Source organism: Flavobacterium seoulense, from assembly GCF_000695795.1.
Lineage (GTDB): Bacteria > Bacteroidota > Bacteroidia > Flavobacteriales > Flavobacteriaceae > Flavobacterium > Flavobacterium seoulense.
Genome location: NZ_JNCA01000009.1, coordinates 88814 through 105273, shown reverse-complemented (window position 1 = coordinate 105273; position 16460 = coordinate 88814). Strand labels below are relative to the sequence as shown.

Genomic DNA, 16460 nt, shown 5'->3' with positions numbered 1-16460 from the left:
GAGGTATGCTATATGCATACCTCTTTATTTTTTAATTAAATTATTAAAGATTATTTAATCCAAAGTGGATCACCTATTAGGTTATCTTTTAAATTTTGATTACTAATAGTAAAATCACCAGTTGCCGCGTTTGCAAATCCCGGATCTAAAAGGGTAAAAGTACCTGAACTATCAAATTTAGTTGCCGTAGTATGAAGTCCTGTTGAGTTAAAATAATTATTATTTAAAAAAGTAGGATTGGCTGTATTTGCCTGATTTGAATAAATTGCAGCAGTATTAGCAAATAGGGTTTTACGAACCGTCAATGCATTATTTAGAAAACGAACGTATAAAATTCTGTTTGAACTTGTCATTGTAGTATTGTAAATAGTACAAGCATCAATCAAAACTGTAGTAGTCAAACCGGTTCCTGAAAAACCAGTTGCAGCATCTATACGGACAAAGTCTCTCTGATTAGAACATTTTTCAAAAGTACTATTCTTAAGAGTAACATTCGCTACATAGGTATTTCTGAAATCAATAAAATCAGCTCCAACATTAGTGTTGACATTAGTTATTATACTATTTTCAACAGTAAAGGAATTCACCTTTGATGTACTAGCATTTGCAGCAATTAAAGCACGTGTAAAATCATGTATCTTACATCCTTTAATTATAAAATCACCATAATTTGAACTGGCTCCCGCCACAGTAATAACACTTGCATTGGTAATATTTTCGAGTACACCACTAGTATTGTATACCCTTCCATCTAATTCTAAATCCAGTAAAGAAACATTACTTGTTCCAGCATTAACTGTCACTTTATAACGTAAAACAGGTTTAGCTTTTCCTGGAATTCCACTAATAGTAATTGATTTTGTCAATACGATATCAGTATTTGGAGTTACTCCATCTACCCCAAATGATTTATATTCACCAGGTTCTAAGAATAATTTTGCTCCAGAATTAGCATTAGCAATTACAACTAATAAATCATCCGTATTTTTTACCAAAATACCATCTCCTATATCAATACCTGTAGTGAAATTTTGTACACCGCGTTTCTTTGTTCCATTGTATAAAGTAGCCGTGTAAGCTGTTTCAGGATTTAAACCTGTAATCGTTGCAACACCGTTTATTTTTTCCTGTGCTGTAATTACATGAGTAATATTTCCTGGAACAAGATTGATTTGAGTTACTGTACTATTTGGTATCCATCTAAGTGTAGCTTCTTTAGATAAAATATCCCCATCAACTATACTTGTGAATATTTGTTCACTAAGCGTAGTAACTTTACCTATAACCCATTTAGAATCATTTGCTCCTGTAGCGCTAACAGCCTTTATTCTAATAGAATAAACTGTCTCTCCTTCTAAGGCTACAGTAACAGGCAACTCAGCTGCAGAAACACTCACCGTTTTATAAATAGTAGAAAATGTTTCATCATCAGCACTAAATTCAACTACATAATGATCAACTCCTTCACGTGCTGTCCAGTTCAGCTCTACATTTGTCTGATTTCTAACCCTGGCTGTCACTCCAATAGGAGAGAATGCTCTGTCTACCAGTAACTCATCTATTACATCTTCACTATAGCTTTCACAACCAGAGAAAACCAAGATAAAGAATATTGATGTCAATACTCCTTTTAAAATATATTTTGTTTTCATCATAATAACTTATCGTTTATTATTTAAAATTTAATAGTTATAATCATTGGTTAATTTACCATTACTACCTGAGATATAAACTTGCCATATTGGCCAGAACTGTCTGTCATCAGGATTTACACCTACTTTAAAAAGATTTATCACTTTTGGTTTTGAAGCTTCGTCATCAAACTTAGTCCAATCAAAACTCGAATATTCCACACCTGGACTTACCGTTTCACCTCTGTTCAACCCATAAATATCTAAAGTAACATTATCTTCTTTATACTTATAATATAAAGTAGTTGGAACATCAGCATATTCTCCAGAACGATTTTTTAGATTAGTCATTTTTACTTTTGCCTCTTCTAAATTTGTTTTTAACAAGTTCCAACGGATTAATGCCTGCTTACGCTCCATTTCACCAGTAAATTCAAATTTATGTTCCTTTACAATAGCATCAAACATAGCCGTTTTACTCGTTAAAGCATTTACATAAGCATCTACTTTAACAGCTTGTACAGCAGGAGCAAAAGCTCTTTGACGAATTTGTTTCAAATATGGTGCAGCAGCAGCAGGCCCCTCTAATTCGTTAGCAGTTTCAGCAGCCATCAAGAGTACTTCTGCATAACGCATGTAGATTTTATTAACTCCGTCATCATTAGAAGAAGTTACAAAACGAGTCATCCATTCGTAACGAAATTTACCAAAATACCAAGTATCTAATTTTACTAATTCCTGTTTAGCAACCTTATCTACTGGTGTTCCCCATCTGTAAGGTACACAGGTTACATCTCTACGGCTATCAGCCTGATCAAAATCATAAAAAACGGTTGGAAGCGGACCAGAAGCTCCTCCTCTGGCACCTTGAGCCTGCCATTGATCTACTCCTGAATGTTTAACAGCAAAAGTAAACAGCATACGTCCACGACCTGAAGCAAAAGGGATTTCCCATAAAGACTCTCCTCCTGCGGTTATGTTTTCCTGATTGTATTTTTTCCATAATGTTTCAAAAGAAGATTCTAAATGTCCTGCTGAAGAATTACTAAGTATAGAGCGACATTCATCTAATGCTAGTTGATACATTTTTTCAACAGAAAGTTCTGGGTCGGTACTTCTACGAACTGCATCAGGATATCTTTGAAAACCACTGGCAGCCAATGCTAAGCGTGCACGTAATGCTTTTACAAAAGTCTTGTTTACCTTTTCTGTTGTATTTGTATTAGCTGTTTCATTTGGCCATGGCACCAAAGCTTCTGCTTCTCCTAAATCGGCAATAATTTGTTTGTAAACAACATCGCGGCTTGATTTTGCCAAATATAAAGTTTCAGAATTGATAGGTTCAAAACGGGCTACCACATCTCCAAACGCTTTTAATAAATCAGCATAATAAACGGCACGCAATGTTAATGACTCTCCTAATAAATACCCAAGATCAGTTCCTGGTTCCGGATTACCAAATCTACGTAAACCACGAATACAAATATTAGCTCTTTCAATTCCAGAATACATAATTCCCCATGTACTCAATGAATTCAAATTACCTAAAGGATCAATATTCATTACTGAATTAGTTGGAGTAGCATTATAATTACTTAAATCAGCTCCGGCATCACCAGCTCCTAAATTAAGATTCCATTCGGCATCAGTATTTAAACCATAGTATGGTAAAAAACGGCCTCTGTAAGAATTGGTTTGTCCAAACTGATCTTTTATCCCATCAACAGCACCTTTTGCTAAATCAGCACTGGAAAATATAACAGATTCATCTAAAGTTGATATAGCTGGCGATTCTAAAAAATCAGAATCTAATTCCTGACAAGATCCTAAAAATCCTGCTACCACTAATCCTAAAATTATTATATGTCTTTTCATCTTCAAAATACTGTTTAATTAAAAATTAAGGTTTAAACCTAAAACTACTTGTCTGCTACGAGGGAAACCTGAATAATCAACTCCCGGTGTAAGTGGTGTTTTTCTTCTGGTTGACACTTCCGGATCTAGACCTGAATATTTTGTAATAATGAAAACATTATTAGCAGTAGCATAAAATCTTAACTTAGAAAGACCAATTTTAGCAACAAATTTTTCTGGTAATGTGTAACCTAATGACAACATATTTAATCTTAAGAAAGATCCATCTTCAACTGCCCAGTCACTGAAAACAAAATTTTTCATGTAAGGAGACCACATCGTAGTATTAGCATTAAGCGCTGTTAAAGCATCTGGATCAGTAACTAAAGTTCCTGTAGCTGGATCTAAATTTGTCCATCTTGTACCATCAGCCATATCTGTAGTAAGATTTCTATATTGCCCATTATCATTAGAAGTATTAAATTCTATTTTATTAGCATTATAAACATCATTACCCACACTCCAGTTAAAAGCTGCTGATAAGTCAAATCCGTAAGCATTCGCATTAATCACCATACCACCTGTATGTTTTGGATTAGCATTTCCGATAACCTTTTTATCTGATGTGGTTATTTTATTATCTACAGAACCATCTACATTTTTTAATTTCATCATACCTGGTCTAAGTGTACCTACAATTTCAGTAGCATCGGCAACACCACTTTTTAATGTATATTTTCCTGTTCCTGCATCATAATTAAAATCCGAAACTTCATAACGCCCATCGCTAACATAGCCATTCATTTGACCTATAGACTGACCTACATTTACCATAAAATCGTCTGATATTTGTGTGGAAGCCCAACCCGTATTAGCTAATAAATTTTCTAAAGATCCTAAAGAAGTAATCTTGTTTTTATTTACTCCTACATTGAAAGAAAAGTTCAACCCGTAATCTTTTTTATTGATTGCAACTAAATTCAAAGAAGCTTCAACACCTGTATTTTGAGTAGATCCAAAATTTCTATACTGTGAACCATAACCAGAACCAGGAATAGGGAAATTGATCAAAAGATCTTTTGTTTTATTATTATAAACCTCTACAGAACCATTAATACGCCCTTTGAATAAATCAAAATCAAGCCCTATATTTTGAGTTATAGTTGTTTCCCATTTTAAATCTGGATTAAATAATGTATTTGATGCCGCCCAATAACTAGAAGCATCGTTCACATAAGTCGTAACTTTTGATTCAAAAGTTTGTACTGTTTGCCCTGCAGGAATATTATTATTACCCGCTTGTCCATAACTAAATCTTAATTTAAGTGCATCAATCCAAGAAACATCTTTTAAGAAATTTTCTTCATTAATTTTCCAGGCTGCCGCTGCTGACGGAAAGTATCCCCAACGATTATTTCCTAAAAACTTACTTGAACCATCCATACGGTAAGTTGCTGTAAATAAATAACGATCATTAATATCATAATTTACACGACCAAAGAAAGAAAGCAGTTTGTCATCCGGGCTATAAAAATTATCTACTACTAAAGGTGTTCCTTGAGAAGTAAGATTTTTTGCGGTACCAAAATCAAAATCCTTTGGGAATCCCTGAATTTCACTTGTAACTTCATTAGTACGATATACCATCATCTCTTCTCCTAAAAGAAGTTTTAATCTATGTTTATCACCTAAGAATTTTCTAAAATCGTAATTAGCAGTGTTAGCACTTCTAAATCTTACATTTTTAGCATCACTTATCATTAACGAAGGTTTACCTTGATTCTCTTCTGCAGGTCTGTTCAATGCGTAATAAGTAGAGCGTCCATAAAAACGATAATCTGAATTATAGTAATTATCCAAACCTACATCTGATTTCAATTGAAGATTCTCAATTGCTTTCCAGGAAATACTTCCTAACATGTTAAAGTTTTTCCTAGTTTGAGTACGCTGATTGTCATTTACTGATACGAATGGATTTACAAGATAACTTGAAAGTGCTTCATCTGTATCATCAGTTGTTAAACCTGGCAGGGGAACTGGTGAATAACCAACACTATGTCTCAAACGTGCATCGGCAGCTGAAACTTCATTTTGTTCATTTGTCCCTCCTCCATTAATTTGAGTATCAGAATAACGTAATGTATAAGTTAAATCAATTTTACTTCCGGCTTTGGCTCTTAATGACATAGAAAGGTTGTTTCTCACAAAATCAGAACCCTGCATAATGGTTTTCTCGTCATAATGCGCATAGTTAAAATTAAAATTAACTTTGTCTGATCCTCCGCGAATTCCTAAATCACGGCTTTGTGTTTCCCCCATTCGACCATAAATTTGTTTTTGCCAGTTATTACCTTTCAAACCTTGGTACTGATCATGATCCTGCCATGATCCAAAATATTTTTCATAAGAATCTACCCTATCTCTAAGCAAAGCATATTCATATTGCCATTTTACAAAGTCTCCAGGTTCTAAAACATCAATTGTTTTAGCAATTTTTTTAAACCCGAAAAAAGAGTTAAAACTTACCGCTATTTTACCTTCTTTACCTGTTCTTGTAGTAACAATAATAACCCCGTTAGCACCTCTGGAACCATAAATAGCAGTAGATGAAGCATCTTTTAAAACAGTAATATTTTCAATATCTGAAGATGAGATATCACTTAAACTATTTACAGGAAAACCATCTACAATGATTAAAGGAGAAGCATCTTGCGTTAAAGATCCACCTCCACGAACTCTAATCTTAATATCAGCATCCGGAGAACCTTCAGAAGAGGCAACTTGTACACCAGCCATACGACCTGTTAGGGCTTCAGCTACATTAGAAATGGGCTGTTTTTTCAAATCCTCTCCAGAGATTGATACTACAGAACCTGTTAAATCTTTTTTCTTAGCTGTTCCATAACCAATTACTACAACTTCGTTTAACGCTGCACTTTCATCTTTTAAAACTATATTTAAATTAGTGCTTTGTCCTACTGTTTTCGATAATGTTTCATATCCTATAAATGAAAAGACTAAAACACTATTTGAACTACGCACACGTAAAGTAAATTTCCCATCAAAATCAGTTTGGACACTATTCTTAGTATCTTTCTCTATAATATTAACCCCCGGAATAGGCATTTCCTGAGCATCTTTTACAACTCCTGAAATTTTAATTTCCTGAATATCTATAGTTTTTGAAGTTGTACTAACCGAAGTAACAGCTTGTTCTTTCTTTTTCACTAATACTATCTGACGATCATTTATAGTATAAGCTATATCTGTTCCTTTGAATACTTTTTCTAAAATTTCGGTTATTTTCTTTTTTTCAACATTAACAGAAACTTTTTGATCCAGATCTATTAAATTGCTTTCAAATAAAAATCGATATTCTGAAACAGATTCAATTTTATTGAACAGCTTTTCAATAGAAGCGTTGTTTACATTTAATGTTAGCTTTGTGTTTTGAGAATATGTACTGGCTTCAATTCTTACCAAAGACAGTATTAGCAATAACGTGGTTAGTTTCATCTTTAAGCTAATTTTAGGTAAATACGGACTGAGCCATTTTCCTTTAATTATTTTTTTCATAATTTTGGATAGGTTTTAAATGATTTTAATTTCGATACGTCGTTTGAAACACATTACTAAATCGGGAAATACTGGTACTATTTTCCGATTTTTTTTGGTGTATTTCTTCCTTAAAAAAAATTACATTCTTATTTCATGAATTAGTTATTAATGTGTTAGTAAATTAGTTAGTTTATTTTTATTAGTTTTCCTTCTTTCTTAAAAGTAAAATCCTGAATCTTACTCATTGTTTCTAATACCGTCTCAATACTTTCAATGTTTTTATTAAAACTAGCATTGAATTTTTTATCTAAAAGCTCGCTTCTTTTATTTTGAATCTTAACATTATAAACGCGTTCTAACTTTACAATAATATCTCTAAAACTTGCTTTTCTAAAAACCAATTCTCCTGTCATCCACTCAGTGTAGATTCGGGTATCTACTTTTTCAACAGCAATTCCTTTTTTATCATTATTCCAGGTTCCTTTTTCACCAGGAACTAACATTTCATTAACATTTGATGCTGATGCGCTTGACAAACTAACTGAACCTTCAACTAAAACGGTATTGATATCAGCATCTTCTTTGTACGAACTCACATTAAATTTGGTACCCAAAACCTTAACATCAACTCCTCTTGTTTTTACAATAAAAGGATGTTTTTTATCTTTTGTAACATCAAAAAAAGCTTCTCCTTCTAAAACAACTTCTCTGCTATGGCCTTTAATAAACTGAACCGGATATTTTAGAGATGATCCTGCATTCAGATTAACAACAGTTCCGTCAGATAAAGTAATTACAAAAGTTTTTCCGAAAGGAATTTTAATCTCATTATAAATCAATTTATCAATTGACTTATTCGAATTATAGCTAATAGCATTCTCTTTTTGAGAAGCTACCACCTGACCATCTTTTTTTATGATTTGTTGCTCTCCGTTAGCACTTAAAACCTGAATATCTCCATTTTCTAAAACTAATTGAATGGCATCATCAGGGATTACTACTTTTACCGGACTTTTAGTTTCATATTGAAAAACATAAACTAACCCCAAAAGGCACAGGAAAACAGCTGCATATTGAAAAATATTTCTCCAATTAATTATAATGGGATTTTTCTTTGAATTGATCTTTTCCTTTAATTCATCCCAACTTTTATCAGCATCCATTGATTCAACATACAACAATGCTTCTTCAAGCAAACCATTGTTTTCAAGTTCTTTTATCAGCTCTTGTTCTTCCTGAGATAACAGTACCATTTTAGAAGCATCAATACTTCCATTAGTTACTATTTCCTTTAATATATTAATCAAATTAGGGTTTGAGTCCATCGTATTTATCTTGTCTGTTAAAGTTATGTTAGGAAAATAGCATTTTAGGGTGACAGCTTAATCAATTATTTTTTATTTTTTTAAGTATTCTAAAAAAATAAGCTTTTTATTTTGCTCTTAATACAATATAACACACAACTAATTAAATATTAAATAATCCAGAAGCGACTCAAACACCAACTTTAAAACCTAAAAAAGAGCCACTTATAAAAAAATCAATTCCTTTAAACGCAAAAAAATAGCCTGAAAATTTTCAGGCTATTTTTTACACATTTTATAAAATATTTTAGTTAACTGTAAACTTTACAATTTGAGAAAAAGAACTACTATTCCCATCAGAAGTTTTAACCCTCCAATAATACGTTCCACTAGCTACAGCAACACTAATTTGTGTATCTGACAAATTAGTTAATGTAGCTGCAGGAGTTTGCTTTCCATCAACTTTATCAAGATAAACAGTGTATTTCAAAACACTACTATCAGTATCTGAACCTGCCCATTTTAAAGTAATTTTACCATCAACAGCTGTTACTATTTTATCCTGAATTGGTGCAATCAAATCAGCTGGAAAAGGAGCATAATTTGTAACACTCACACCCGCCGAAGCATAAAATTTCCAAACAGAACTACTATTCTTTTTCTCTAAAGCACCATTAAATGACGAAACCTCCCAGGAAAAAGGAACATTTTTATCTAAGGTAAGCTTATACGAAGTAGTCTTAATATCATTTTGAATTAAGACTACTTTACTAGTTTGCAAATTAGTCACTTTTAAAGTATAACTCTCCTGATCACTAGTTGGCTCCCATGACAAAACAACTTCACACTTAGTACTTGATATTGATTTTCCTTCGCAAGTAGAATTATCTAAAGGAATACTTAAGTGAAGTTCTCCTAATTCAGGAGCAGTATTTTCATTATCATCTTTACTGCAGGCTGTACTAAAAATAACCAATAAAAGAACTATATAAATTAATGGCTTTCTCATTTTTTTATAATTTTAAATGTTTTACTTATCGTTTTTCCGTCTAATTGTATTAAATAAACACCATTCATGTAAGAAGATAATTCTAACTGAAAGTTTCTATTACTCTCAATAGGTTTAACAAAACTGGATATTAAATTCCCGGTAAGATTAAAAACTTTGACTGCTACCTCTTTATCTTCTCCCGCTAAATACACCTGAACAACTCCCGATGTTGGATTAGGAAAATATTGAATTCCTTCTGATAAAAATATAGTTTCGTTAAAAACGCCCTGACATTCCAGGTCAGTACTTACCGTAATGGTATTAGTTCCTGACTTTAAAGCTGCCGTATAATCATTCCCAGCAACTATTTCATCAACCCCATTAACAGTCACTTTATACTGCTCTGAACCACTCATAGTAAGTTTAACTGTATTTGAATTTTTAGAAACAAAAGAACTAATTACTATTTTTTCCGGCTCTTCGATCTTCACTTCATAACATTGCTTATAATTTGGAATACCTGTAGTTGTAAAACACACCTCATAAGTTCCTGCTGCCAAATTATTTAATGTCGCTGTATAGCTATTATCAGTATTCAATACTAGGTTTTTATCACTAATTGCAACATTATACACTAAAGTTTTTTCTTTAGAAGAAACTGTAATCGCACCATTTTTCACACCATTACAAGTAGCACTACTAACTAACACTGAAAAATTATCAGATGGCAATGTCAGAATTGTTTCCAATAAAGGAATAGGATCCCATCCATCAGTTCCTTTTGTAAAATTAAAGGTTGTAATATCTGAACCATCAGCCAGCTTAGGAGTTGTAAGCGACTTAGACCAACTTACACGATTCAGAGTATTATAAATTCCTGAATTTTCTATTGTTCCAAATTCATAAATATTATCAGAAGTTCCACCTAAAGAATTAGTCCATCCCGCTGGAGCAATTAAAGACAAACCTTCAGAACCAGGAAAATTAGAGGTTTCGATTTTTGTTTTATACAAAACCACTTCACTAGTATTAGCAGACCAAGGACGACCAAAATAACCTGGTTTAGCCCTGTATGCAGAAGCTGTTTCAACTCCCGGAATTGCCGAAGTAACATTACATTCGTACAACAAGAAACCTCTGCCTGAACTTTGTTGCGGGGCCGTTAAATAAGAAGCATCTCCTGCAACATCACTCACATTCATTACAAAATCAGTTTTATAGAATACTCCAATCATTCCTCCAAAAATATAATCAACAGCCCCCATTACAGCGCCTTTGTAAACCACTACTCTCGAACCTACACCTCCATAAAACGAATCCTGACGACCTACTACTCTACAGTTTTTTAAAACAGTCTTATCAACACCGTTAGGAATACCAATAGCAGCCGCTCTTTCTACAAAGCTTCTGTTTTGAACAGCCGTATTACCATAATCAATTGGTCGCTGACCTTTGTTCCCCACAGCCCACATAACCACTTTATCCTGAGATTCTTTTTTAGAAATGTACTGGTTAAATGAATTTTCAAAAATAATATCATTCGCCTCAAAACCATTAGCAGCAATTACTGCCGTTGCATTCCAGTAAGATCCGTTTGTTGTACCACTAACATTTTCGTACTTATAACTATCATTAGCTTTATTTACTGCTAAAACATCAGCGTTCCATTTATTATCGTTTCCTTGGCTATAATAGCTATATCCATAACCATAATAAGAAGTTATACGAACTGCATTGCCATCAATATCGACTCCTTTGTTTTTAAGAGCAATACTTGGTTTAGCCGCAGCATTCTTAAACGTAACATTTGCACTGTTTACAACAATCATTTCTTCATAATTACCCGGATCAATAACAACCGTTACTCTTTGATCTGGAGTACGAACCATTTGAGAAATTGCTTTTAAAGCTTCATTAATCGTTTGATAATCTTTATTAACCCCTACCGTAATTACAGGTGAATAAGAAAGAATCGAACTAACAGTAACATCTGTAAAATAACTTGTTGAGTTAACTGAAATAACTACATTACCCGGAGTTGTTCCCGAATACACATAGTCTACTTTTTCAAAAAGTCCTGTGCTATTACTTGTAGTTACAACCGGAGCTCCACCTTGTATCGAAAAATTAGCCACATAATAGTAAGTCACCGTCACTTTTTGATTTGGAGCCACAGGAACACTTATAGTAGATCCGGCTGAAGCATTAAGATGTCCTTTAGCGATTTCATTTGCAACAGCACCAGTAAAAATCATTCCTTTATAAGCAGTTGCTCCGTTAGCGATCACTTTATCATCAAATGACCAATTAGTTACTGTTCTAAAAGTCAGTGCTTTTGAAACTGCTGCATTAGAAACATTCAAATTTGAAGTCGAAACTAACTCAACAGGATATTCATCTAGCCCAAAAGCTGTTAGTGAATAAACCCCGTTACGTAAATTAACATTCTTAATATCTGCAAAAGAATAGCTTACTCCGGCTTCATTAATATTAGTAAAAACCAAGCCCAATTTAGCCAACTGATTTGCATCTAAAGAAGCAGAAGTTACTGTAACTTTATATTTAGGTTTTTCAGTAAAAACAATATTACTATTTGCATTAGCCGATAAAGTAATGGTATTCGCTAAAATTTCATATTCATTAACACCAACTCCTGAAATCGTATATTTTACATTAGCTTCTAATTTTACTGAATACACTCCTGTAGCAGTATTGATTACCGGCACTGGTACGTAAGTCGCATTAGCAACCGGATCCGGAGTATATTTTAAACTTAACTTAGAAATATCAGTACCTAAACCTGTAATATTTCCTGTTACGGTGTACAACGTTATTTTAGTAACAGCAATATTATGCAGATTTGCCCCTACTGCTACTGCAAAAGTTTCACCGCTGGTTACCAAATACCCGTTAGCATTCCCAACACTTAATGTATAAGTATAACCTGCTGGTACATCAACATTGTATTTTCCATTAGTCACAAGGCCAGTCCAGGTCTTTCCAGATTCATTTGTGAAATTAACTGTATATCCTGAAGGAATATCAGTTGCTTTAGTAACATCAATACCCCCTGAAACTGCAGTTAAAACAGCTGGTTTTCGGGTAATTCGATAATAACTTGGTTTATTTATCTGATCATAAATTTTATATACACCTGTTTTTTTAGCTACAAATTTATACTCATTTGTTGTAGTTGTAGTTGCAGCTAACTCTGACTGTACTGTTGCATCAGAAAGATATACAAAGTTTAACATTCCTGCAGCATCTGAATTTGCAACAACAGTTAATTCATCATTTTCTTTAAGATTGAAACTTAAATAACGTGCTGCTTGTGCTGATCCATTTACATAAATTCTACCTGAATAACCTGCTGTCGCACCTGAACCTACATTAGAATCATATCTGGTAATTGCAGTGTTACTAGTTCTAAGGCGATCATTTGAACCACCTACCCACGATAAATCACCAGCTGTAAATGACGCAGGCATTACATAAGCTGTACTAGCCGTTCCCACAACATGAGTACCAGGATACCATGAATTAATTGTAGCTACATCTAATTTATTATTATACAAAGCAGCATCTAATTGTTGTGCTCCAAAATCCCAAACATCCGATTTATCATTTGTCACAGCCGCTGACACCGTTAATGTTGCCGAAATACTTCCGGCAGTATAACCCGCACTGGCAGCTTGATTTGCAGTAATTGTCGATGAACCTGCGCCTACAATAGTAACCGTGTTTCCGCTTATTGTAGCCACACTTGTATCACTACTTGTATATGTAAAACCACCTGTACTATTACTTGTTGGAGCTGACAATGTAAAAGGAGCATCACCAACAATTTTATTAGCAATCGAAAAATCTATAATTGTTGGCGTTACTAATGTTGGCGCATCATATACTGTTTTAATATAAAATAAGTTAGTCGTATCTCCTTTAGCAATAGTATATGTTCCTGCTGGAAGCGAAGGCACAGTAACTATACCTGCAACTGCCGTATAAGATGTTCCATTAAGTTTTACTTTTCCTGTAAAAGTATTATCAAAAACCAATGTTAAAGCGGATACTCCAGTAGTCATGTAAGTAATGGTTGTAGCACTTTCCATTTTTAAACGAGCAGTTAAATTCAAACCATCGTATGTTTGAGTTCCATTAGTGGAATTCATATTTCCAGTTATAGTATAAAAAGTACTTATTTTGCCCGATGCAGTAAAGTCATGTATCTCATTGTCCCCTGAAGTACCAGGAGTCATTACCGTTATAGTTCCCGATACAGTTGTTGGAGTTCCTACAGTTCCAGTAGTAGCAACAGAATAAGAAACCGTAGCGGTTGGCGTGCCCGAAACAGTAATCGTTTTAGCTACAGCATTCTTCACAAAACTAATTCCTGATGCTGGCAATCCAGTCACCGTAGCATCAGTTGCATCACCACTCCAAGTAAAAATCACAGTTTCAATAGAATTCCCTTCTACTACTGTTTGCTCCGCATTTGAAGTAGTTACAGTAAGTTTTTGATTACTTGGCTGAGACTCTCCCTGCACATAAACTAGTGCTGATTTATAATTAGTAATAGCCGCTTTTAATGGAGCATTTACAGCATAAGAAGTATCATCAGTAGCATTATTAAAAGTCCATTTAAAATCTCCTCCTCCTACACGACCTGAGTATTGAATAACTTTCGCCTTTGCAACTTCAGGAGAATCTGGAATCAAATTTTTAACATACAATGCCGGATCGGTATCAAAATTATTATAAACATTTGCACCTGCAAAAGATTTTACCGTATTAGGAACCTGCTCTCCTCTAGTAGCAGCTACATAAGCATCAAAATCAACTGTTGAGCTAATTTTCCCTGAAATATTATACAAAGGATTCGTATCTCCATAAGCTACAAATCGCATCGTATTAGTACCAATATCTGTATCCATAGTATTATTAAAAGCCTTTATTGTCCCTCCGTTTTCACCAGAAAAAGTTCCCATATTTCCCGGATCATTAGCCTGCTTTGAACTACTCCATACATCAGTACCCTGCATCGAAGTTAGCATTGGATATTTAGAATTACGATAATAATTATTCTCAATAAACAATGATGAACCTAAAGTAGAGCCAGCACCATATTTAGAAACTCCATCATAATAATTATTATAAATATGAGCTGAATAAAAACGTACACGCGGATGACGTGAATCTGAATGATCAAACCAGTTATGATGGTAGGTAACATACAAACCTGTAGTTATATTTTCGCTCAATCCTAAAAGACTACATTTACCATTATCCCAAAAACGATTATATGAAAATGTACAATAAGTAGACCCTTTATTATCTAATGATCCATCACCCTTTATTTGATCAGCATCACTACCAGCATTACCATAAAACATATCATTATGATGCACCCAGACATGATCATTACTCTGCTGCAAACCAATATTATCACCAGCAGTACTATTAACATTCATAGTACCCAGGTTTCTAATTTCTATATTTGATGCCGATTTTAATCGTATTCCCCATCCATTACAAACAGCATCATTACCTACACCTTCAAAAGTTATCGAACCGGAAGCATTATTTTTATTTTCAATTACGATATCACCGCCATCCATAACATCCATATCAGTAATATTTCCTATCAGACGAACAATTAAAGGTCGTGTATCAGCACCTTTTTTAAATCCAAACAAAATATTTTGAATTCCAACACATGGATTCGTTGTTGCTCCGGTAACATTTAATGAAACCGTGTTTTTTGTATTCTCGGTAACATATACTATAACAGCATTAGATTTTACTGTTCCATCTATATTGTAAGCTCCTGGAATACGCCCGCCTTGAAACGCAAAACCGTTACGGTCATGAGCTAAAACAGTTATATTTTGTGTAGTAGTTCCCGTGCCCTCAACTCCAGCGACAACAGGTTTCACAGTAACCGTGTAAGTTCCTGCTGCCAGCCCCAGAACATCAGCTCGAAAATAAGTCCCATAACTTCGAATAAGCTGGGTATCTATTTTTTGATTAGTAATACCATTACCACTATAATAAACATTATAGCTCTGCGCCTCAGACACGGGCTGCCATTTTACATACGCAGACTCTAGCCATCCAGCTGACTCAGTAATAGTTACTGATTGCGAATACATTTGCAGCGATGTAAAAAGAACGGCGAGATAAAGTAAAATTTTTTTCATAATTTTGGTTGGTTTTTAAATGATTAAATTTCGATACGTCGTTTGAAACACATTACTAAATCGGGAAATACTGGTACTATTTTCCGATTTTTTTTATGCACTTCTTTGTTTAAAAAGTTTTATTTCATAGATAAATAGATTTAGCGGGTTAATAATTTAAAATCATCATTTTTTTGAATTATGAATTTTGTTTTATAAAAAAGACATTTAATTCTGTTTTAGTTAATTGTTAAATATTTGTTACAAAAAAAATGTTTTAGGGTGACGCGATTAATAAAATATTTTACTTATTTTTACATATACCTAAAAAAAAAGAACTTTTTATTCTATATTTGATTAATGTAATCTATTACAACACTAACAAATCTCATTTTACTAATGTCTTCTCATAAAGATTTAAAAATATTCGAAAGCCTGTACAAAGAGCATTTTGCCTATTTTTCTTTAGTTTCTTTTAACATAACTAAGGATAAAGATGTAGCAAAAGATGTAGTACAGGATTTTTTTATTTATCTATGGGAAAAAGAAGAAGCTATAAACTTTACGACTTCATTTAAAGCATACGGAACAAGAGCTATCAAAAACTTAAGTTTGCAGCACTTAGAAAAAAGCAAAACAATAAGTATTGATACTAAAAAAATAATTCTTCCAAAAATGGAAGAACAAACAATTTTTGAAAATAGCGAAGAGAACAAAAAACCTAAAATTGAAACACTTGTAGAGAAAATTCCTCAAGCGAGAAGAGAAATTTTTATGTCTCATATTGTAGAAGGACATAGTTATGCCGAAATTGCCGAAATGTACAATATCTCTATCAATACTGTAAAAACACAAATGAAGAGAGCTTATGCTTTTTTAAGAGAATTTGAAAACAGCAGTACACTTACCCTTATTGGCACATTGTATTTATTATTTAGAAATTAAG

The 16460-nt window shown here is 33.4% G+C and carries 7 protein-coding genes; 1 reads left to right on the top strand and 6 read right to left on the bottom strand.

The genetic code is table 11. The features are described from left to right. Positions 1-50: 50 nt before the first annotated feature. The 6 genes from FEM21_RS05120 to FEM21_RS16145 all read right to left on the bottom strand — a co-directional run bounded on the left by FEM21_RS05120 (position 51) and on the right by FEM21_RS16145 (position 15535). Complete coding sequence (locus FEM21_RS05120; RefSeq protein ID WP_035658596.1) at positions 51-1655, bottom strand: DUF5123 domain-containing protein; 1605 nt, start codon at positions 1653-1655, stop codon at positions 51-53. Positions 1656-1682: 27 nt separating this feature from the next. Next, positions 1683-3506, bottom strand: coding sequence for a RagB/SusD family nutrient uptake outer membrane protein (locus tag FEM21_RS05115; RefSeq protein WP_035658594.1), 1824 nt, complete (start codon positions 3504-3506; stop codon positions 1683-1685). An 18-nt stretch (positions 3507-3524) separates the two neighbouring features. Beyond that, the gene (locus FEM21_RS05110) at positions 3525-7061 is read right to left on the bottom strand and encodes a TonB-dependent receptor (RefSeq protein WP_081824639.1); all 3537 of its coding nucleotides are present in this window, start codon (positions 7059-7061) and stop codon (positions 3525-3527) included. A 167-nt stretch (positions 7062-7228) separates the two neighbouring features. Further along, positions 7229-8368: a FecR family protein gene (locus FEM21_RS05105; protein ID WP_035658592.1), complete on the bottom strand. Its 1140-nt coding sequence runs from the start codon at positions 8366-8368 to the stop codon at positions 7229-7231. Positions 8369-8654: 286 nt separating this feature from the next. Further along, on the bottom strand, positions 8655-9356 hold the full coding sequence (locus FEM21_RS05100; protein ID WP_035658589.1) for a hypothetical protein: 702 nt from the start codon (positions 9354-9356) through the stop codon (positions 8655-8657). After that, complete coding sequence (locus tag FEM21_RS16145; protein ID WP_051627483.1) at positions 9353-15535, bottom strand: pectate lyase family protein; 6183 nt, start codon at positions 15533-15535, stop codon at positions 9353-9355. The genes FEM21_RS05100 and FEM21_RS16145 overlap by 4 nt, the downstream gene beginning before the upstream one ends. Positions 15536-15913: 378 nt before the next feature. On the opposite strand from FEM21_RS16145, the gene FEM21_RS05085 reads away from it, so the two are divergent. Then, on the top strand, positions 15914-16459 hold the full coding sequence (locus FEM21_RS05085; protein WP_035658586.1) for a sigma-70 family RNA polymerase sigma factor: 546 nt from the start codon (positions 15914-15916) through the stop codon (positions 16457-16459). Position 16460: the final 1 nt, after the last annotated feature.

Coding starts and splice junctions, on each gene's coding strand:
- FEM21_RS05120 (WP_035658596.1), bottom strand. CDS start 1,655: ATGATGAAAACAAAATATATTTTAAAAGGAGTATTGACATCAATATTC.
- FEM21_RS05105 (WP_035658592.1), bottom strand. CDS start 8,368: ATGGACTCAAACCCTAATTTGATTAATATATTAAAGGAAATAGTAACT.
- FEM21_RS16145 (WP_051627483.1), bottom strand. CDS start 15,535: ATGAAAAAAATTTTACTTTATCTCGCCGTTCTTTTTACATCGCTGCAA.
- FEM21_RS05100 (WP_035658589.1), bottom strand. CDS start 9,356: ATGAGAAAGCCATTAATTTATATAGTTCTTTTATTGGTTATTTTTAGT.
- FEM21_RS05085 (WP_035658586.1), top strand. CDS start 15,914: ATGTCTTCTCATAAAGATTTAAAAATATTCGAAAGCCTGTACAAAGAG.
- FEM21_RS05115 (WP_035658594.1), bottom strand. CDS start 3,506: ATGAAAAGACATATAATAATTTTAGGATTAGTGGTAGCAGGATTTTTA.
- FEM21_RS05110 (WP_081824639.1), bottom strand. CDS start 7,061: ATGAAAAAAATAATTAAAGGAAAATGGCTCAGTCCGTATTTACCTAAA.